The sequence below is a fragment of the Psychrosphaera sp. B3R10 genome (assembly GCF_018861025.1).
GTDB lineage: Bacteria > Pseudomonadota > Gammaproteobacteria > Enterobacterales > Alteromonadaceae > Psychrosphaera > Psychrosphaera algicola.
Genome location: NZ_JAHKQH010000040.1, coordinates 74633 through 97105 on the forward strand (window position 1 = coordinate 74633; position 22473 = coordinate 97105).

16 protein-coding genes are annotated in these 22473 nt (G+C 42.1%); 5 read left to right on the forward strand and 11 right to left on the reverse strand.

Features of this window, described 5'->3' with window-relative positions:
- Positions 1-7: 7 nt before the first annotated feature.
- From coxB to hemN, 6 genes are all read right to left on the reverse strand, one after another.
- Positions 8-1072, reverse strand: coding sequence for a cytochrome c oxidase subunit II (gene coxB, locus KO525_RS14140; protein ID WP_215964616.1), 1065 nt, complete (start codon positions 1070-1072; stop codon positions 8-10).
- Positions 1073-1521: 449 nt separating this feature from the next.
- Positions 1522-2748, reverse strand: coding sequence for a threonine/serine exporter ThrE family protein (locus tag KO525_RS14145; RefSeq protein ID WP_215964479.1), 1227 nt, complete (start codon positions 2746-2748; stop codon positions 1522-1524).
- A gap of 14 nt (positions 2749-2762) precedes the next feature.
- Complete coding sequence (locus tag KO525_RS14150; protein ID WP_215964617.1) at positions 2763-3350, reverse strand: hypothetical protein; 588 nt, start codon at positions 3348-3350, stop codon at positions 2763-2765.
- A gap of 51 nt (positions 3351-3401) precedes the next feature.
- A complete protein-coding gene (locus KO525_RS14155) occupies positions 3402-4463 on the reverse strand; it encodes a hypothetical protein (protein ID WP_215964480.1) in 1062 nt (353 codons plus the stop codon).
- Positions 4464-4493: 30 nt separating this feature from the next.
- On the reverse strand, positions 4494-6110 hold the full coding sequence (gene rmuC, locus KO525_RS14160; RefSeq protein WP_215964481.1) for a DNA recombination protein RmuC: 1617 nt from the start codon (positions 6108-6110) through the stop codon (positions 4494-4496).
- A 158-nt stretch (positions 6111-6268) separates the two neighbouring features.
- Complete coding sequence (gene hemN, locus KO525_RS14165; protein WP_215964618.1) at positions 6269-7609, reverse strand: oxygen-independent coproporphyrinogen III oxidase; 1341 nt, start codon at positions 7607-7609, stop codon at positions 6269-6271.
- Positions 7610-7859: 250 nt separating this feature from the next.
- Between hemN and KO525_RS14170 the strand changes: the two genes are divergently transcribed.
- Complete coding sequence (locus KO525_RS14170) at positions 7860-8570, forward strand: DNA alkylation repair protein (protein ID WP_215964482.1); 711 nt, start codon at positions 7860-7862, stop codon at positions 8568-8570.
- Positions 8571-8628: 58 nt separating this feature from the next.
- Here KO525_RS14170 and KO525_RS14175 read toward each other — a convergent pair whose 3' ends face one another.
- The 5 genes from KO525_RS14175 to KO525_RS14195 all read right to left on the reverse strand — a co-directional run bounded on the left by KO525_RS14175 (position 8629) and on the right by KO525_RS14195 (position 17341).
- Positions 8629-9822 (reverse strand): NRAMP family divalent metal transporter, encoded by a 1194-nt coding sequence (locus tag KO525_RS14175; protein WP_215964483.1) that lies wholly within the window; start codon positions 9820-9822, stop codon positions 8629-8631.
- Between the two features lie 31 nt (positions 9823-9853).
- Positions 9854-11794, reverse strand: a complete 1941-nt coding sequence (locus KO525_RS14180) for a S9 family peptidase (RefSeq protein WP_215964484.1) — start codon at positions 11792-11794, stop codon at positions 9854-9856.
- Positions 11795-11923: 129 nt separating this feature from the next.
- A complete protein-coding gene (locus tag KO525_RS14185; protein ID WP_215964485.1) occupies positions 11924-14173 on the reverse strand; it encodes a GNAT family N-acetyltransferase in 2250 nt (749 codons plus the stop codon).
- A 32-nt stretch (positions 14174-14205) separates the two neighbouring features.
- Complete coding sequence (gene uvrD / locus KO525_RS14190) at positions 14206-16566, reverse strand: DNA helicase II (protein WP_215964486.1); 2361 nt, start codon at positions 16564-16566, stop codon at positions 14206-14208.
- A 58-nt stretch (positions 16567-16624) separates the two neighbouring features.
- Positions 16625-17341 carry an HAD-IA family hydrolase gene (locus tag KO525_RS14195; protein WP_215964487.1) on the reverse strand — a complete coding sequence of 239 codons (717 nt, stop codon included), beginning with the start codon at positions 17339-17341 and terminating at the stop codon, positions 16625-16627.
- A gap of 313 nt (positions 17342-17654) precedes the next feature.
- On the opposite strand from KO525_RS14195, the gene KO525_RS14200 reads away from it, so the two are divergent.
- From KO525_RS14200 to KO525_RS14215, 4 genes are read left to right on the forward strand one after another with little or no spacing between them, the layout of a single operon-like run.
- A complete protein-coding gene (locus tag KO525_RS14200) occupies positions 17655-18542 on the forward strand; it encodes a kinase (RefSeq protein ID WP_252736810.1) in 888 nt (295 codons plus the stop codon).
- A 2-nt stretch (positions 18543-18544) separates the two neighbouring features.
- The gene (locus KO525_RS14205; RefSeq protein WP_215964488.1) at positions 18545-19375 is read left to right on the forward strand and encodes a mannosyl-3-phosphoglycerate phosphatase; all 831 of its coding nucleotides are present in this window, start codon (positions 18545-18547) and stop codon (positions 19373-19375) included.
- A 12-nt stretch (positions 19376-19387) separates the two neighbouring features.
- Complete coding sequence (locus KO525_RS14210) at positions 19388-20632, forward strand: glycosyl transferase (RefSeq protein WP_215964489.1); 1245 nt, start codon at positions 19388-19390, stop codon at positions 20630-20632.
- A gap of 12 nt (positions 20633-20644) precedes the next feature.
- Positions 20645-22405 carry an alpha-amylase family glycosyl hydrolase gene (locus KO525_RS14215; RefSeq protein WP_215964490.1) on the forward strand — a complete coding sequence of 587 codons (1761 nt, stop codon included), beginning with the start codon at positions 20645-20647 and terminating at the stop codon, positions 22403-22405.
- The last annotated feature ends 68 nt before the right edge of the window (positions 22406-22473 follow it).

Here is a 22473-nt window from a genome sequence, read left to right on the forward strand (position 1 = left end):
ACGCCTCCTATTGTCCAGACATATATTTGATAACTTCAGCCGCTTGAACCGCGTCTCCCGTGCTATTACCCCAAGCATTACGCTCATAGGTAATAATCGCCGCTAAGTCTTTCAAACCAAGTTGTTTGCCATACCCTTGCATTGCTGTGCCCGGCTTACCGTTAACAACAATATCGATATGAGCACCAAGGTCACCTATGGCAATTGCACTGCCTTTAAGCGCTGGGAAAACTCCAGGGATACCTTGACCGTTTGGTTGGTGACATGCTGCACAATTTGCGTTGTAGGCTTTTTCACCATGAGCCATAAGTTCGTCAAACGACATATTCATCGCTAACAACTTTTGCTCTTCTTCTTTGGCTTTTTTAGCAATCTCAACTTGCTCGCTAACCCACTTATCAAATTCAGCTGGCTCTTTAGCAATAACCACAACCGGCATGAACCCGTGGTCTTTACCACATAATTCAGCACATTGGCCGCGATAAATGCCAGGGACATCGACACGAGTCCACGCTTCATTGATGAAACCTGGGTTTGCATCTTTTTTGATAGCAAATTCAGGAACCCACCAAGAATGGATTACGTCGTCAGAGGTGATAAGGAAACGAACTTTTTGACCAGTAGGAATGACAAGAGGGCGGTCAACTTCTAGGAGGTAATTAACGGATTTTTCACGTTTATCGTAAATTTCGTCTTTCGTGGTGGCTAACAAGCTGTAATATTCTAACTCGTGGTCAAAATATTTGTAATGCCATTTCCACTGGGAACCTGTGACTTGCACCGTTAAATCCGCTTTGGAAGTGTCTTCCATTGCGATTAAGGTTTTAGTAGCAGGAAAAGCCATCGCAATCAAAATAACAAACGGAATAGCCGTCCAGAGTATCTCAACTTTTGTGCTTTCGTGGAAATTAGCGGGGGCAACCCCTTTCGATTTGCGGTGGTATAACATCGACCAAAACATGATCCCGAATACCACTGCACCAATGACGCAACATATGTAAAAAATGATCATGTGTAAGTCGTAAACATTACGACTAATCTCAGTCACACCTTTTGTAAGGTTAAGCGGCATTTCTTCGGCTACAGCATTATTAGCAAATACGGCAGCTGACAACAGCCAACTAGATTGCTTAGCAGTCACTCAGTATCCTCCCAATTATGGTCAAACTTAAGAGGAGACTGTACAACCCAAACCAGTACAAAAACCGACTGTGTATTTAACACTAGACCGTTTTTTTATTCCCCGAAAATTTGATTTCATCTATTAATTATTATTTTGTCCGTGTCCAATTTGTACTGTGACACCTGTTGATTTTTTATTATTTTATCGCTGATTTTTTATCCAACAAAAATAACCTATACCCTTTGTGAAACAAGTGCAAATTTAATTTGAACAAAAAAAAACCAACCGAACAATAATTGTTCAGTTGGTTTATTTTTAACTCGTATTGGAATAATTACTTTAAATTACAGGATCTTCCAAACTCTATAAAAAGAAACAATGCGACTGACATCAAAAAATCACAAACTTTTTCGAGGTGGCAATGCTGAGTTAGCGAAGATTAATCCCGCCACAAGCGACATAAAGATAACGAGCGACTGCTGCATTGCATGGTCACCGTAATCAAAACCACTACCTGCAATATAAGCATTTAAGCCAATAAACGTTTTGCTCCCAGGGACCAAAACAATCAAGCCAGGCATACCCACAATAACCGCAGGTGCCTTAGCGACTCGCGTAAATATATTGCCATATACCCCAACAACAAAAGCACCTAAAAATGCGCCCATGGCATAGTCGAAATATGAGGCCCCAAAGTTACTTGTACCAAAAGCAATAAAGCCAACGGCAAATGACCAAAGAATGTGCCTGCGTCTTGTTCTAAATGCAATAATTAGTGAAGTGGTTAACGCCGCAATAGCAATCCACGCCGTCCACGCAGGTAATACCGCTCGAGGTTGGAATGGCACTTCGCCAAATAACCAAAAACCAATTTCGAGACCTAAAAAAGCACCAAAATACAGTTTAAAGAGCATCATCATCGCATCCATGATCTTGGCTGTGCCCGACACTAAATGGCGCTCTGACAACTCTGCGAGCCCTATGGTTAATGCGAGTCCTGGTATAAACACAATAATCGACGACAACACGACCTTACGTATATCAATACTCGGATCGACATAACTGGAAATTGCACACGCTAAAATTGCAGACACCATAGCAACCAACGGCTCTAGCATATTAGTGATGCCTTTGGAACGACCCGACCACAGGACAAACACATAAACCACTATGCCCAATAAACCTGCCCAGATCACATCTCGAACACTACTGACCATGATCATTGAAAATGCGGCACTGGCCATCCAATAAGAAATGCCAGTAGCAACCTTGCCATAGGGATTTGGCATATTGTCGATTTCATCAAGGCGTAACGAAGCTTCTTCGATTGACAGAGTTTTATTTAATACCTGCTCAACAACTTCATCGGTGCGAGACAAACTGCCCATATCCAAATCACCAGGTGCCACACGCGCTGCATGGGTATATTCGTCCTCATGTCCTTCTGTCCACAACACAAATGTCATAGAGGTGGGAGAAACAATAAATGCGGAGCGCAACTCAAGCGCATGGGCCAATTCCATCAAATGCGCTTCTAGGCGATAGACCGGAGTACCGTATTTATGAAGCATCTTACCGATGCGAACAATAAATTTACGTCTGAGTTTAAAGAGATCACTTTGCACGTTTTTGTCCTGCGCTAATTATGGGTTTTGTCACTATATCCCCAGGGAGCTGGTGGATTAATGATTCGCGATGTTAAATCAAAATCGACTCGAAACTCGCGCCCTTGTCTGATCAATCGGTAACTAAATTTATCTGGGTATACAAACATTTGCCATGTATTGCCTACCGATTGTGGAATGCCAAGTTCAACAAACAGTTCTTTTGAGTACTGATCTGCAGGGAACGATTGCACATTATCCCAACCAGCATCAACCGTATGTCCACCATACATCGTCGACTTGTCATGACTACCGTCGTCATGACGATGATCATGCTTTAGCGACAATCCAGAACCCGTTTTAGTGATAATCCAAGTACGTGATGCGTCTTCGCCAACATGAAATGGAATTTGCAGTTCCGAGTCAGTGCATTTTCTAACATGCATCACCAATTTTTCTTCACTAAAACTACTTGGTCCGGCGTTATCCACCGTTACTTGGCCAACAAAAGATTGACCGCAAAGTTGTTTTATTTGATTAAAAAACGCATCTTGAGTGGCAATTGAAACAAGCGGTGCAGGTGAATAAGACATTTTAGCGTGGGCAAACGTCGGGCTAATCATAAGAACGTTAGCCAATACCAATATACTAAGTAATTTTTTCATTTAAGTGACCTATCGTGTTTGTTCAAATTGTCTAAGTGCAATCGCGAGTTCTTCCGGTGTATCAACATTTAAATATAATGTGGATACCTCGTCTTTTATCATCGCCATACCACTAAGGTAAAGTTGTGGCGTACTAAATGACAACTTAACATTAGCAGGCTGTGCACCAATATAAACTTGCTCTTTGTCATCAGCTTTGTGCCAGTTTCCTGTTTCGACCGACTGAATATCGGCTTTGCTAATGACGCAGAATCCCCACCACGAGTTATTAACAATCACTTTATCGTCAAATTCATAGAGTGAGTAATATCGGCTCACACGGTAATTCGCGACAAACATGACCAACAGGTAAAAGATAAATGTTGCAACAAAAGCAGCAACCAGTTCGCTCCATTCATATAACCACAAATAGCTTACAACGGTTGCTAACGATGTTCCAATCACAGTTAGCGCAAAATACCATCGACTAGCTGATCTCAGTTTAATATTGGCAAGGGCGGCAGTATGACGTCGAGAAAATCGTGGGATCGCATAATACCAACTTGCTGGTTCATGCGCCAAAGTCACGGCCAAGTCCATTTGAGTAGACGCTTTAGACGTGGAATTTCGCGCTTCGTCTGTATCATATTTGCTCAACATATGGATCCGTGGATCACCAGTCAAACTTCTTGCCTGCCACAATGCTTTTATAATCGTGACCAATAGGTAAAGTTCGATGACCAACAATACAGCAATAATTGGATAACGTAGCCAAGTTATAAATTCAAAATATTCCGCTAAATTTGCCGGATAAGTATACCGAGCAATCAAACTGCTTAACGACAATGAAACGATTATTTTCCACTTAGCTTGCTTGCCTATTTGGATCACCCAGAACCAATACAGTATTGGTAATAAAGCGAAGTACCAAGCTGATATTCCCAGCACTTTTTGCCACGCCCCATCGGCTAATATTAACGACCAATCGCCGGTAAACGCCATAACATGGTCAGGCATGAGTTGACTGCCAAGCCAATAACTTACAATAGCGACGACCACATAAATCAGTCTAAATTTTACAGGTGTTCTCACTTTTTTTTTCCGTTCTTTTGATGAGTATTATTATTTTGACGTTGTTGCTTTATTGTCGTCCGCCTCTAAAACGGCGGTAGTATGTTCGGCCAGTTTTTCATCTTCAGGTTCAGGCGCTGATGAAAAATCAGGGTTGTTTACGGGTTCTGCGATCAAATCCAATCGTTCATGTTCGACATCAATATGGCTTGGCTCAATCTTAGGCATCGATTTGGAGACTTTATTCGACAAACGACTAAAACGTTCCACTTTGCCCGCTAGGCCTTGTTTTCCAGCGAGTCCCTTAACCGTATCATTGTATTGTTTGCCAACGGTATCCAGCGTGCGGCCAAGTTTTTGCAAACGTTCGGCAACTAAACAGACTTGATTGTATATCTCTCCGGCTCGTTCACTAATTTCACGAGCTTCTTGGTTGCCTTGTTCTATCCGCCACAAATTAGCAACAGTTTTTAAAATTGGCATCAAGGTTGTGTGTGATACTAGGATGACATTGCGTTCGTATCCGTAAGTAAACATATCTTTGTTGTGCTTTAACGCCTCTATGTATGCGGGTTCAATTGGCATAAACATCAATACAAAGCTCGGACTGCGCATGCCGATTAAATTGGCATAATCTTTTTTAGTTAAATCGTCGATATGATTTTTAACGGCGCCGACATGTTCATCAAGGGCCACTTGAGTTTCAGCATCGGTTTTAGCGGAAATAGCGCGGTCATAGGCGACTAAGGAAACTTTGCTGTCGATAACAATATGTTTATTATCTGGCAATTTGATCACAAAATCAGGCAAACGACGTTGACCTTCCGCGTCGACAAATTTTTCCTGACTATCGTAATGATCGCCTTTGACTAAACCCGCGAGTTGTAAGGTGCGCTCAAGTTGAATCTCTCCCCAGTTACCCGCCGTCTTTTTCTCACCTTTCAGTGCTGTTGCAAGGTTATTTGCCTCGTCAGACATTTGCACCCCAACGTCGAGTACTTTTTTCAACTCAGAGGCCAAATTAGCCTGACCTTTGACGGACTCGGAGTGCACTTCATTAACCCGCTTTTGAAAGCCTTCGACTTGTTCTTTAAACGGACGGAGAATGGCATCAAGTTCTGATTTATTCGACAGACTAAAGGATTTACCTTTTTCTTCTAAGATCTGATTAGCCAGGTTAGAAAATTCCATTTTGAGCTGGCCTTTTTGCGCTTCGATGTCTTTTTTCTGCTGTTCAAATTGATCTTCTTTAGCACTTAAATTTGTTCTCAACTCGGTCAGTTCATTCGACAACTCAAGTTGGATCCCTTGCATCCTGTGCAATTGCACCGCTGATTCTTTATGCTGTTGATTGGCAATAACCAATTGCTCATCGCGCTCAGAAATACGCGTTAGTAAACCTTGATTATCAGCTTGCAGTTTAGCGACTTCCTGCCGAGCTAGGTTGGTTTGCGTCTGAAAGTTTAAAACTGAATTGGTTTGTTGTGCCAGTTCGCTTTTTATCGCCTCTATTTGTGCGTCTTTTTCTATCAAATGCCGCTGTAATTGTTCGGCATGCATTTGTTGTTGCGCCATTTTAATTCGGCTCGTCACCAAAAGTATCAGCAATACAAAGACTACAACACCGCCCAAAAATGCGGGTAAATACGGGATAAATTGCTCAAGCACTCGGTTGTTCACTTTTGAGAAATTAGAATAAGACTATTGTGCCTTGTCGGACACAAAAAGTCGTTAGCTATATCAAAGAATTAAAGGGACAGAACCACTTTCAAAAACCAGAGGTTGGGCAACTCTAGCGAGAACGAAATAAAGGTGGTTCTGACCCGTTAAATTATGCGGGAAAAACGTTGTTGATTGAGTTGAGCCGCCATGTACTTATCGAACGTCATACAGATTGTACGTACAAATAACTTTCCGCTTTGAGTAACTCGAATGTGGTTTTCTTCTAGCTGAAGCATATGGTCTTTTATCATAGGATCGAGTGCATTTAATTCGTTTTCAAAGTAGGTTTTAAAATCAATTTGCCATCGTTTTTCGATATCTGAAATATTAACCAAAAAATTACACATTAACGTTTTAATCACATCGCCTCGAATTTGGTCATCTCGACTTAGCCACAACCCTTTTTCAACGGCATTTTTGTATGTATCAATAGAGGCATAATAGTCTGTTAACGACTTATAATTCTGGCTAAAACTATTCCCTATTGAACTTATCGAGGACACTCCAAGCCCTAGTAAGTCACTGCTGCCTAACGTGGTATATCCCTGAAAATTTCGATGCAATTGCCCAGATTGTTGCGCCTGTGCTAAATCGTCATTTGGTTTGGCAAAATGATCCATACCTATTGCGATATATCCTTTTTCGACAAACACATCCAATGCTCGCAACATTAATGACATTTTAACGTCTGGCGTTGGTAACCATTCATCTTTGATCTTTCGTTGAGCGGCGAAACGAGACGGCATATGAGCATAACTAAACAGTGAGATTCGGTCAGGATCACAGTCTAAAATATCATTTAATGTTTTCTCAAATAACACAGGCGATTGATGCGGCAACCCATATATCACGTCTAGATTAATTGAACAAAAACCAAGATCTCTTGCGCGACGCAGTAAACTTTTAATAAATGTTAAATCCTGCACCCGATTAATGGCTTCTTGTACTTGCAGATTGGTATCTTGAACACCAAAACTCAAACGAGTAAATCCAAGGGAATACAAATGGTCTAAATAATCCAATTCGATTTCTCGCGGATCGATTTCAATGCTCATTTCCCACTTTTGGTCGAACTCAAATTGTGTATTGAGAAGTGCGATAATCCGTGAAAATTGCGCTTTTGATAAAAAACTGGGAGTTCCGCCTCCGAAATGAATTTGCACGACTTTGTGATCTTGAAATAAACTTGCCCGGCTTTCGATTTCTTTGGCTAAATAATCTAGGTATATATCTGCCTTATGTTTATGACGAGTCACTACTTTATTGCAACCACAGTAATAACAAAGCTTATGGCAAAATGGAATGTGGATATAAATCGATAAGTTGTCGGTTTCGCTCTGTGCCACAGCTTGACAAAAATTTTTGTTAGAGAAGTCGTACTGAAACTCAAGTGCTGTTGGGTAAGAGGTATAGCGTGGGCCATTCATATTGTATTTGTTCATCAATGGTAGATGAGATGTCGACACGTTTTGCACTCTAAGTTCCCAATTGTTTTTCACGATTGGCGCTACTTTAAAACAATAATAAATTGTCTGTGTTGATCAAGCTCAACAAAATAACCGTTATTACTATTTGTGCTTAGCGCTTAAGCGACTTAACTTATTAGATTAATATCGAACTTAGAAGGGTATTGAAGTCTACGTTTGGGCTTAAAAAGTAACGTATTTATCAATAATACATAAAGGGCAAAATAGAATGGTTATCAGCGACACACAAACTCTAGTTAATAGGTTAGCCGAATTAGCTTCTCCAGAAATAGCCAATACGTCTCAACGATTTTTTAAAACGCAAAAGGGGCAATATGGAGAGGGCGATCATTTTTATGGGATCCGAACCGCAACATTACGTGCCGTCGCCAAACAATGTAAATCTATGACCATTCCAAAGGTATTTGAATTACTTAATCATGAATATCACGAAACCCGAATGGTTGCGGTGTTTATATTAGTCGAACGTTATCAAAAATCTAAAATCGACACAGATAAACAAACCATCGCAGATCTATATATTCAACATTCTCAGAAAGTGAATAACTGGGATTTGGTCGATAGTTCAGCCTATAAGATTTTAGGCCCTCAGCTCCATGGCAAAGACACCGCAGTACTGTATGAATTAGCTCAATCCTGTAACCTTTGGCAGCGTCGAATTGCCATAATCACGACGTTGTATTTTATCAAACAAGACGACTACGCAGACACTCTGGCGCTTGCAGAAATATTGTTACATGACAAAGAAGACTTAATGCATAAAGCTGTGGGGTGGATGTTGCGAGAAATCGGGAATCGCAATAAATCGCTCGAAGTGGCATTTTTAGATAAATACCACAAGACCATGCCACGCACGATGCTCCGTTATGCCATTGAGAAATTTACGCCGCAGGAACGACAACATTACATGAAAAAGTAACCCGCCATAGCTTGCCATTGAGCTTAAAACTGGGTTACAAGCGTCTTAACAGATGCACTTAGCCAAATAACGATTTTGCTGAAAGCATCAGTGACACCAGTAATACCAAGCCACCCAAGATATTTTGACGTCGATTATTTTTATAAATACCAAGTAATTGACTATTCATGATCCATAGTAAAAACAACACAATCAAAGGCAACATGACGCCATTGGCAATTTGAGCAAACACAATTATAGATACCGGCTTAAAACCCAAACTCGCGGGAATAATGCCAATAATAAGTATGGTTGCCCAGACCAACTTAAATCGCTTGTCTGAAATATCAAACGCTTTACCTGTTAACCCTGTTAATGCAAATGCAGCAGCAAGAGGAGCGGTTACCGCAGAACTGACTCCGGCACAAAATAAACCAGTTGATAACAACCATTTTGCACTACTACCAAAAACCGGTTCTAAGGCTGGAGCGATATCCGCCGCGGATTGAATATTGATTTGATGTCCAAAAAATGCCGTGGCTGCGGTGGAAACAATGGCGATACTTAACACGCCGCCAATAGGTATCGAAAAATAAAGATCACGATTGGCTAATTTAATGTCATCGGGGTTATGCCATTTTTTAGCAACACTCGCGGTATGTAAAAATAAATTGTACGGCACAACGGTTGTCCCGATAAGTGCAATTACGGTTAACATCGCGCCACTAGGCACTTGCCAGGTCGTTAGTCCAGACCACAGTTGACCAATGTCGACACCGACTAAAACCGCTGTTACCACAAACGCCGTGCTCATCACTAAAACAAGAGCAATAAGTGCTGACTCAATTAATCGATAGCTGCCTGTAATTAACAGGCCGAAGGCAACTATGCCAATAACCCAAGGCCATAAAGAAACGTCTGTTCCGAGCTTACCAAATAACCCTTCTAGCCCTAAACTGGCCCCAGCAATATTACCACCTTGATACGCGCCATTGCCAATAACAACTGCGCTTAAAATGAGACCACTGGCCGCCCACTTAAAGTACTTGTTTGGCATTGTTGCCACAATGTTCTCGGCCAATCCTCGTTGGGAGATAATGCCTAACCTTGCCGTCATGCCCTGTAAAATGATGGTGGCAATGACTGAAAATAATAGCGCCCAAACAAGGGCGTAACCATAATTGGCCCCCGCGAGTGTTGCGGTAATGACCGTGCCTGGCCCTATAAATGCCGCGGTCACTAAAAATGCCGGACCGATATTAAACTTTCTCATGTCATCACCATTTTGTTTAGCGCTGCGTTAGTTATATATGTTTTTCCACAAATGTTTCAATTGCTTTTATCGCTTTCATTCTATTTTCTGCTTTGCTCAAATGATGATTACCGCCCTTCAACTCAATTAAAGTGACATCTTTATCTTCATCTTCCAATTCATCTGCCATCTCTCTCGATTGCTCTACAGGGACCACTTCATCAAATTGGCCATGGATAAGTAAAATTGGCGCTTTAACATTTTTGACATGATTAATTGGCGATATTTGGTCTAAATGATCATCATCAAATTTGCCATTGGCAATCGCTTTTTCCCAATAGGAGATAACCCAATGATCTGACCCATAATCACGACGTTCCGATTCCATCATTTCTGAAATATCTGAAACGCCATTAATTGAAACCACACACTTGTATAAATCTGGCGTGAATGTGGCACCGGCTAAAGCGGCATAACCGCCATAGCTAGAACCGACAATGCAAACTCGTTCATCATCAACAAGCCCTTCTTTGGCCAGAGTTGTGACTGAGTCCGTGAGATCATCTTGCATTTTTCGACCCCATTCACCGTTGCCAGCTCGAATAAAATTTAATCCAAAACCTGTGCTACCTCTAAATTGCGGTTGCACAACCAAATAACCTTTTGACGCAAAAAATTGAGCAAAATAATTAAACCCTTTTGTATCGTGGGATTTAGGTCCACCGTGGGGCATTATTATGGTCGGTAAATTAGTCGGTTCTTTGCCATTAGGCATAGTGAGCAACGTCGGAATGGTAATTCCATCTCTGGCTTTAAATTCGGTTTCTACTACAGCATGCACAGCCTCCGGAGGGATCTTGGGACGACGTTGAGCCAACATTGAGATTTCTCCTTTTGAATAAAGGATATAATCGCCCGAACTAAGTTCACCATCCATATAAAATACAATATTGTCCCAGCTTGGGGTGTAATCTCTAATGGAAAACCAGTTGTTAGGCAATGCCTTATTTATGCCTTTTATTCGAGCATTTAATTTAGGATCAAAAAATTCGTAAGCTGGCGTCATACCGGAGTATGATACGCCATATACGGTGCGAGTAAGATCCGTTAGCAATCCACTTACATCCATTTTGTCATGGATAAATATAGGTTCTGAAATTGCACCGTCTTTTAAAGACATAGTGTAATAAGCACGACGGCCATCTGAGTTATACGTTCTAAAAACTAAGCTCTTTTTATCCGGTGTTAGACCATTAAAACCTTTGGTTCTTATGTCAGTCACTTCGCGATAAATTTCGACCCAATCATCATCGTGACGGGCTTCTATGCGGTGCAGGTCAGACTTATTGTTATATCGTTCACGTGCGAGTACCTCGCCATCGTTTCCGACAAAAAAATCTACAGTATCCCCTGATCCTTTTTGGTGGATTCGAGGTTTACGACGCTTTTCCAAACTAACACGATACAAATTATATGAACCTGGATTTTCATAAGCTGGCATAAAAGCGTATTTTTTATCTTTGGATATACCTAAGATTCGGCCCAAGCGCGTTTGGCCTTTATATATCCCGTAATCTTGCTCTAATAATGCGTGGATTTTGCCAGTTTCAATATTAAACGCATAAGCCCAACTTGAGTCATGTCGGCCTCGATAGCCGCCAATTCGTACATTTTTAGTCGCCACAAAAATGACAATATTTTCACTAACAAAATATATATTATTCGGGTTGATATTTTCGATCGACGCCGCTTGAAGTAACTTGCCTTCAACCATGTCAACGGCCACAAGTAAATCGCGATCTTTTGATGTTGTGCGATACGCCATGCGATTAGCGCTCGGCGATATAGCGATTAGGCTTTTTTCAGGCAGCTCACCATACACTTCTGATGGCACAGACACCGATTGGGGGTAAGCAGAAAATGCTGACAATAATAAACTTGCTATAGCAAACCCACTGAATTTTATTGCTTTTAATCTCTTTCGAATTGACATCATTAGTCCTTTAAATACTATTTTCGCGTCTCAACTGTATAGAAAATTAACTTATAAATAAATTAAACTAATCAAAATACCTAATACATACGTATCAATAAGTTGCTAGGTGCTTTCTCATTATGTTTGCTACATTAAATTCATTCGATATTGTACTGCCTGTCGGACTGCGCTTTGCCATTGTTTGTCAGACGATAAACCAAACTGAGATTGCAACTCTGCTCGGCTGAGTCCGTCATTAAACCAGGCAGAAAGTAGGTCATTTGCTTTTGACTGTTTCGTCAGGCGATACAACGCCAATAGGCAGTTATCTGGTAATCGAAAATGCTGGGTCAGGTAGGTTAAATCCACCATGTCCTGATTTGTCAACGTATGGGGGATTTCTGGGCACTTATTTGACTGCGTAATATCGAGTTCAAATAATGCCGTAAACCAAGATTCGGTTAACCATTTTTTTCGTTCATCTATAAATTTTAACTCTGTCGTTAATGATGCAACAAAACGTTGATTGACTGTGTTGTAAAACGCACTTGATGCCGAAGTTAGACATTTCCACATCATTAACGATAGCTCACCCGTTGAGGCTTCGGGCTTTAATCCTAACCTCGCCGCAACAAATCGATTATTTTTCCAAAAACGCAATAAACTCTCTGTTAACCCAAAACTGGTACACAAAAAATCTACGCCTGTTGCTATCGAATATGCTTCGATTGTAGAGACTAATTTACTGCCAATGCCAAAGCTCTGCAGTTTAGGGTGCACAGCAATACGCACAATTCGGCTGTAGTGGTAATTACCGGCGTGTTTAAACCCTCCGTGATTAAGTAAGGATTGAGGGAATAAATGGCCTCTTGGCCGACGTCGACCCTGACAGATCTGCTCAGCAAGCTGCCCTTCAATTTCACCTTCTTTAGCCACGAGTGCCGCAGCAACGACAACGCCTTGGTCCTCGGCAAGCCAAACGGTCGTATTTGGACTGTCCAACAGTAGCCTTAAGTCGTTAGGTGATGTTCGATAATGGGCATGCACTAACAGCGCAAATATCTGATCAGTTAACGTTATATTGTTAGCGAGTTCTGCTTGTTCAACAGGATAAATATTGAGTTGGGTTAGGGCATTAGCCTCAGATCCAGTTGTCGCCGGTACATGTGGCGTTAATCGAGTATGTATCGCCGTAATATCCGCTAACTCAACGTCTAATGCCAACAGGCGGTTTACAATCGGCTCTAAGTTGTCATGTGCTGACCATCGTATTGGCTGACTGAGTTCAATGTATTCGACAGTCTCAAAATAGGTGTGCAGCGCTGGCTTAAGTTTATATTCAAACCCGCGCCCTGTGCCTTCATAACCATGTTGGGTAGAAGCCAAAATACAACAGCTGTAATGATTAAAAACAGGCGACAGCATTTGAATTGGAATGGCGGCAGCTTCATCTATCAAAACATAATTTGCGTCAGGTAATAACAAGGCGAGTTGATCAGGTGCAACAAACATCACTTGCCATTCATAAGGAGACTGACGGTTCGAATAAATCGAATTTCCTGAGCGCTCAACTGCTGACTGGCTTGCGCAAGCTAAGTGATAAAAGTGCGACATTAATCCCGATACAGAATCAACAAGTGGACACGTTATAACAATTGTTAAGTCCGTTTTACGCGTTGAACAAGTGCTTAACTTTGCTTCAATTAACTGCCAAGCGGCAATCGCCAAACTTGTGGACTTACCCCTGCCTCGGTCGGCAGTTAATACCATCGCCCGTTTTTGATTTTGGTTTGCTAACGCTAATATCGATGTAACAGCGTTGGTTTGATCGGTAGTAATACAACCAAAATCTAAACCTTGTTTTACGTTTATATCGGTTTTTACATCAATGCTTTGAAGCCGTACTGGCGCCAGTTGGTCGACTATAGAATGCTCAGATTGAAAGATCTTAATTACCGAAGGTGCGGCAGTCAAAAGGGTAATCAACCGCTGGATAAAATGATGTTCGATTTGGTCAAATTTAAACGGTTCAACACAAACTCGGTTCAATTCGGGATCTGCAAACATAGGCCAGTGTTCAATACTTGGCGTCACCAGAATAACCAAACCACCTCGTCGTACTGTGCCCGCCAATGCCCCAAAAGCATCGGGATTAAACCCAGCAAAGGCATCAAACATTATGATGTCCGATTCTTGGCCTAATTGCTTTTTATACTGCTTAGTTCGAATATCGTGAACTTGGTGGAAGGTACTTTGGTTATTTTCACGCGAACCAAAACGCACAATATCAAGGGGTTTGTCGCTATCAATTGCATTGAATTCACGAGATAACCAATTTAAAGTCCAATCCGCCTCGCCTGCGAGCCAAAGTAACCCACGCTGCTGACTGAGCCGCAATTGCGATAGGATACCTGGCAAGTACATCGAGGTTAGATTTTTGTTAATTTAGCGTAAGTTGTCACAAGCCACTTAGCACCAAACTGATCAAAATTAACCTGAATACGGGAGTTGTCACCATCTCCTTCACAGTTTAACACTGTACCTTCACCAAATTTTGCATGTTGCACGCGTTGGCCTAGACCAAAGGCACTTTCAGAAAACTTTATGTGGCTGGCAGAAGCACCATAGTTGCTTTTCGATTTTGATTGGCCAGATCCGTAGCCCGTCGAACTACCATACTGAGAACTCGGTTTGTAACCGCTGTTAGCATTTCCTGAGCCACTGCCGCCTTGACCGTAACTCGACTGTCTTGGCTGACTGGTAGTTAGCTTGATTTCATAAAGACACTCTTTTGGGATCTCTGAAATAAATCGCGATGGTCGGTGATAATGCTCTTGTCCATACATCCGGCGAGATTCGGCGTGTGTTATGAATAATTTTTCCATCGCACGGGTCATACCGACATACGCTAAACGACGTTCTTCTTCTAGTCGTTCCGGCGCATCCGAGCTTTGTTGACTCGGGAACATACCTTCTTCAACGCCAACCAAAAACACCATTGGGAATTCAAGTCCTTTTGCACTGTGCAATGTCATTAACTGCACCGCATCTTCAAAGGCGTCAGCTTGAGATTCACCAGACTCTAATGATGCGTGGGATAAAAATGCCGCTAACAGAGGCATTTCCTGCATGTTTTCGTCAGGTTCATATTGGCGACACGCGGTGACTAATTCCTCTAAGTTTTCGACTCGAGTTTGTCCTTTTTCGCCTTTTTCGGCTTGGTACATTGCTTTTAAACCAGACGACTGAATGACTTGGTCAGCTTGTTCATGTAGCGGTAAATCGGCAACACCAGTTTCTAGGTTTTGTACTAAATCCATAAATCCACGCACAGCCGTCATTGCTCTTGCTGCCATGGCTTTTTCGTCTATTAGTCGGCCAGCGGCCTGCCACATAGTTAAATTTTGGCTACGTGCGGCATCACGGATGGTTTGCAGTGATTTTTCACCGATACCACGGGCCGGAGTATTAATAACACGTTCAAATGCAGCGTCATCGTCACGGTTAGATACCATACGTAAATAGGCGAGTGCATCTTTGATTTCTTGACGTTCAAAAAATCGTAAACCACCGTAAATTCGGTACTTAATGCCACTTTGTAACAAGGCTTCTTCCAGCACACGTGACTGAGCATTGTTACGATACAATATGGCGGTTTCTGATAATGAACCACCTTCTTCCTGCCATTTTTTAATATTACCCGCCACAAAACGAGCTTCGTCTAAGTCGTTAAATGCGGTATAAAGCCCAATCGGGTCGCCTTCACGCCCTTCCGTCCACAAGTCTTTGCCAAGTCTGTCACTATTATTAGCAATAACTGCATTGGCCGCTTTTAGAATATTGGCGGTAGAACGATAGTTCTGTTCGAGCCGGATCATTTCTACCGATTCGAATTCTTTTTGGAAATTGTGAATATTTTCAACACGAGCCCCGCGCCAACCATAGATTGATTGGTCATCGTCGCCAACAATCATCACATGTGCTGCTGGAATATCATCTACCATTGCACCGGGGTTACTCCCAGACAACAATCTGATCCAGGCATACTGAATGCTATTGGTATCTTGAAACTCGTCCACCAATATATGGCGGAATCGCTTGCGGTAGTGATTTAAAATATCGCTATGCGTGGCCAATATCTCATGACTGCGGAGCAGTATTTCGGCAAAGTCGACTAAGCCAGCACGGTCACAGGCTTCTTGATACGTTTTGTACACCTGCAACATGACCTGTTCCGTTGGATCAAACGACTCGATATGTTTTGGTCGTAGCCCTTCATCTTTTTTGCCATTGATGTACCACATGCATTGTTTTGGCGGATAGCGCTTTTCATCCAAATTTAGGCTTTTCATTACACGGCGAATTAACCGATGCTGATCGTCAGAATCCAAAACTTGAAAGCTTTCAGGTAAGTTGGCTTCACGAAAGTGCGTTCGTAAAAAGCGATGCGCCAAACCATGGAATGTGCCTATCCACATGCCACTTGAACCATAAGCAGAGCCCACCGCTCCCTGGCCTAATAGTGACTCTAAACGATGGCGCATCTCCGCCGCCGCTTTATTGGTAAACGTTACTGCCATAATTGAAAATGGCGAAACTTGATGAGCGCGGATCAAAAAACCAATACGGGAAATCAATACTTTGGTCTTTCCCGAACCCGCACCTGCCAAGATCAGCATATTTTGCGGTGCCGCAGTCACGGCTTCATATTGACGTTCATTGAGTTCGTTGAGCTTTAAAGTCTGAGTATCTGCCGAACCTGTATCGGCCGACGGAATATAAACGTCCATACAAAAATAACCTTTTAATGGCAAAAAGAGATCGAAAAACTGGATCTATAAACAGGTATTATAACAGCTGTAACAAATCATCCAAGTCTGAATATTCACCATCGGCTAAATGGCTTAAAGGATTGATTTTTTGCTCAGGGTTAAACCACAAACTTGAACAACCCGCATTTAGCGCGGCACCTACATCTGTCTCTGAGTTATCACCCAAGTGCAGAATATGTTGTGGAGCAATATCCAGCTGCTCTGCCGCTTGAATTAACATATCAGGATAAGGCTTCATTCGAATACCAGGCTGCCCCGCTCGATAATACGCCGCAAAATAAGGCGCAAGGCCAATGCGTTCAATGTCAGCATTACCATTTGTTGCGGCGATCAATGGAAAGCGCTCAGCCAGTTTCGCTAGCACATCAAAAGTCTGTTGCGGCACCACAAAATCAGAACGCGCAGTGTAAAACACATCAAATATGTGACTATTCAGCGCTTCTATATCATGACCGGATAAGTCAAACATAGCTAAACCTTGTCTAATCATGGTTTTTCGCCAATGCGTAACATCGTGACGAATTTCAGGATCGTCAATTGCCAGCTGCCACTTTAACGCTATCCAAGGGTCAATGCCCACTTCCTTAGCCGCGGGAACCCGTTCACAAACCGCGTCAAATTGGGCCTGTTCTGCACGGACAATCACTTCGTCGTTGTAATAAAGGGTGTCGTCCAAATCAAAGCTAATCGCTTTAATTTGCGAACCAAAGGGTCGATTAAAACGCAGTGCCACAAAAACCTCTCATTAAGAAATCAAATTCGCGTCAGTCTAACACGGCCGATTCGTCGACAACACTGTACTTGTAAGTGATAAATCTCATTTAACAGCTGAGCTTAAATGGCCTATAGATACGGCGCAAAGGCGTCAAAAACCGTGTATTTTTAAAATGAAAATGGCATTTAACCCGATACTGGCACGTTTGTTGAAGATTTGTTCACTATCAGATTTATTAAGTTCACTAATTTGTTGTGGCAACTGAGATACTCAGAATCTAACGAAAAGCCCTAAATCAGTAGGCAGAGACGCCAATAAAGGCGGAGGACAGATGGAAAATAGTTTTATAAAAGACTTTATCGCTAAACATAAACTCGGTGGATCATTTTGTGACATTGCACCAAAATGGTTCATTCCAGTAGCAAAACAAGTCTTACTTAAATCCACGACGAAATCTGCACCTCTGTTTATCGGTATTAATGGCTGCCAAGGTTCGGGCAAGTCAACTTTGACCGACTTTATTGCCGATTACCTTAGACAATCTGCAGGATTAACGGTTGCTGTTTTATCTCTTGACGACTTTTATCTAGATAAAGACGACCGCAATAAACTTGCAACGACAATCCATCCCTTATTTAAAACCCGTGGTGTGCCTGGTACACATAATACAAAATTAATGCGCCAAGTATTAATGGGATTACGACAAAACAACTTACCCATTGCGCTGCCTCGATTTAATAAGGCCACTGACAATCCACATCCAAAATCTAGCTGGCCGGTGATTTCTGAGACACCTGACATTGTAATCTTTGAAGGCTGGTGCTGGGGCGTTCCCCCACAGACTGAGGAAGAACTTGCCTCTCCAACAAATACATTGGAAACCGATTTAGATAACACCGGGGCTTGGCGAACATACAGTAACTCAATGATTGAGAAAGAATATTCGCCCCTTTATTTAATTATGGATTATTGGCTGATGTTAAAGGCACCTTCTTTCGAATGTGTCTCCCATTGGCGAAAAGAACAAGAACATAAACTTGCGGAAAAAACGCAAGGAACCGGTACTGCAGTGATGTCCGATAGCGAAGTAGAAACTTTTATCCAACACTATCAACGCCTTACTGAACACAGCTTAGAGCACGTGCCATTTATCTCTAATATCGTACTAGAGCTAGATCACAATCGAAATATTTTGTCCGCCAACGGACTGGAGCAATAAAGTTGTACAGACAATTAATCATATTCACCGACCTCGATGGCACATTACTTGACCATCACAGCTACAGTTATGCTGCTGCATTGCCAATGCTAGAGAAGTTACAAGAACACCATATTTCGGTTATCCCAAATACATCTAAGACTTTTGCAGAAGTACAACAACTACGTAATGAATTAGCGCTGCAAACTCCTTTTGTCGTCGAAAACGGCGCGGCAATTTATATTCCCGACGGATTTTTTGACCAACCACCAGCAGATTGTGAGTTAAAAAATGGGTATTGGCGAAAAGCCTTTAGCCGGGAACGTAATTACTGGCTTGAGCTTATAACTGCCAATAGCAAAGACTTAGACGGTGCGTTTAAAGGCTTCTCCAAAATGTCGGATGAAGAACTGAGCTTAGCGACTGGGCTGTCAACAATCGATGCGAGCCAAGCCAATGACCGTCAATTCAGCGAACCCTTACATTGGTTGGGCACAGAACAACAAAAAACCTTATTTAGTAATCGCATGAAAAGTGCCGGTGCAAACGTGCTACAGGGCGGTCGATTTCTACACATTAGCGGTCAGTCGAATAAAGGCATAGCACTGCGTTGGTTAACTCAAGAATTTTCGCGTCAAAATACAAATACTCAATTCAAGTCTGTTGCTTTGGGGGACAGCTTTAACGACAACGACATGTTAGAAAGCGCTGACATAGCCGTACAGATCAAGACATCCAAACACGATTTTCCAAAGCTCTTTCGCACTGATGCCATTTGGCAGAGTACCAAGATGGGCCCCAAGGGCTGGGCCGAATGTCTGGATCAAATATTAACTCAAGAATTACAAATCTAATGGAGCAATAACATGGCTGACTTTTATCAAAACGGTATAGTTACAACACTGCATAACCTGACAAATCGCAGTATCGAAGATCTCGAGTCAGAACTTACCGAGTTCTCTAAAAAGCGGCCTCTAGGTCTCATTTTACCTTCACTTTTTTCTGAATTAGAAGGTAAAGCATTACCCGATATCATCAGTAAAATAGCTGAAGTCCCTTATCTTTCTCAAATTGTAATCGGCCTCGACCGTGCAAGCCTTGACGAATACAAACACGCAATCAACTTCTTCTCTACCTTGCCTCAACACCACAGGATCCTATGGAATGATGGTCCAAGATTGCAAGCACTAGACAAAAAATTACAAGCATTAAATCTAGCACCTACGGAGTTAGGTAAAGGCCGAAATGTTTGGTATTGCATGGGTTATGTATTGGCCTCTGGTAAAGCAGAATCGGTCGCCCTGCATGACTGCGATATTTTAACCTATGAACGCAGCCTACTGGCTCGTTTGATTTATCCAGTGGCAAATCCACAATTTAACTACGAATTTAGTAAAGGCTATTACGCCCGCGTCGCTGACAAAAAACTCAATGGCCGAGTCGCTCGACTACTCGTTACTCCGCTGTTAAAAGCCCTCAAAAAGGTATTAGGCGACAATGATTATTTAGAATATATGGACAGTTTCCGATATTCATTATCTGGCGAATTTTCGTTCCGTCGTGATGTATTAACTGACTTAAGAATTCCAAGTGACTGGGGCTTAGAGATTGGGGTGTTATCTGAAATGCACCGCAACTTTGCATCAAACCGCATTTGTCAGGTCGATATTGCAAATAACTACGACCATAAACATCAGGACTTATCACTTGAGTCTACCGATGGTGGTCTAAGTAAAATGTCGATAGACATTTCCAAAGCACTGTTTAGAAAATTGGCGACTCAAGGTTATATTATCAATGCTGAAAACATGCGTACCATTAAAGCGACTTACTTCAGAATTGCATTAGACTATATAGAAACCTATCGAAATGACGCGATGATTAACGGCTTAACGTTAGACACTCATACCGAAGAAAAGTCAGTTGAGATGTTCGCACGTAATATCATCGAAGCCGGTGAGAGCTTTATCGCTAACCCAATGGAAACGCCATTTATTCCGTCTTGGAATCGTGTCGTGAGCGCCATGCCAAATGTATTAGAAGAATTGAAGCAAGCTGTTGAAGAAGACTTTGAAGAGTTTTCCAAGATAGCACAACCAAACGCAGTATAAAAAGGAGCCACTATGAACGACGCTGTTACCGAGCTTAGTCAAAAGTTAGAACATCAGTTAGGGCTCATCTATGCCGATGTTACATTGGACCGTTCTATCCAAGAATTTCGCCAGCAATTGCTAGACGAAATGCGATTAGGTGCCGAGGTAAAATCCCCGGTTCCTTTTGCCAATCATTGGGACGAAAAAGACATGATCTTGATCACCTACGGTGACAGTGTCATTCAGTTAGGTGAAAAGCCATTAAAAACCCTTGATGGCTTTATGGATAAACACTTTGGCTCAAGTATTAACAGTGTTCATATATTGCCGTTTTTTCCTTATAGTTCAGACGATGGGTTTTCCGTCATAGACTATTCGAGTGTTAACGAATCACTCGGTGATTGGTCTGATATCTCAGCTATCGCTGGCAAACGAAAGCTAATGTCCGATCTGGTAATCAACCACTGTTCTAGTCGTAGTGTGTGGTTTGAAAACTTCATAAAAGGCGAGGGCAAAGGTAGCGATTACTTTTTTACGGCCCAACCAGACGATGACTTATCTGCTGTAGTTCGGCCTAGAACCAGCCCTCTGCTTAGAGAAACAGAAACAGCACAAGGCACAAAACATGTTTGGTGTACCTTTAGTCACGATCAGGTCGATTTAGATTTCCGCAATCCCGACGTCTTGATCGCGTTTGTTTCCATTATTCGCCAGTATCTCGATGCTGGCGTATGTATTTTCCGCATGGATGCCGTGGCGTTTTTATGGAAAATTGTTGGTTCAAACTCAATAAACTTAATGCAAACCCATGAAATTATTAGGTTATTGAGAACCCTGATCGAACATGCCGTTCCAGAAGCCGTGATCATTACCGAAACCAATATCCCTAACACCCAAAACTTAACTTACTTTGGCAACGCCAATGAAGCGCATTGTATCTATAATTTCTCGTTGCCGCCGTTACTGGTCAATACGTTAATTACCGGCAGTTGTTTGTACCTTAAACGTTGGTTAATGAGTATGCCACCTGCACAAAATGGCACATCGTATTTCAACTTTATCGCATCGCACGATGGGATCGGTTTAAGGCCTGCAGAGGGCTTGTTGAGCGATCAAGAGCTCAATAGTCTCGTTAGCACAATGCAAAACTTTGGTGGTCGCGTCAGTTGGCGGACAAGTGAAGATGGTGAGCAAAAAGCCTATGAAATTAACATTGCCTTATATGATGCATTGCAGGGCACAGTAAATGGTGAAGATAAATGGGGATTGGAGCGTTTCATCTGTGCACATGCCGTCATGTTTGGCTTAGAAGGGATCCCAGGGATTTACCTCCACAGTATGCTGGGTACTCGTAATGACTATGAAAAGTTAAAAAATACTCATCATAATCGTGCGATTAATCGACATCGTTGGGATTTACCAAGCTTAAACGAGCAATTGAAACAACCTAAAAACGCACACTCTAAAGTGTTGTCACGGATGTTAGAGCTTATCGACATCAGAACAGCACAACCGGCGTTTCACCCAAATGCCACCCAGTTTGTTTTGCACTTAGGATTACAATTATTTGGTTTTTGGCGACAAAGCTTAGACCGAAAACAAAGTATCTTTTGTGTCAGTAACATTAGCGATCAACCACAAACTCTCAGATTAAGTGAAATCAATTTAATCGCAACAGATCCATGGGTTGATTTAATAACAGCACAAACCATTGAAGACACAACAGAAGATGTGACGTTAACACCATATCAAACGGTGTGGCTGACAAATTACGCAGGTGAGAATAGCTAAAAAGTCGCTATTTGATTTTTGAGATTGCCGCGATAGTAGTAAATTCACTGTCGCGGCTTATTAAAGAA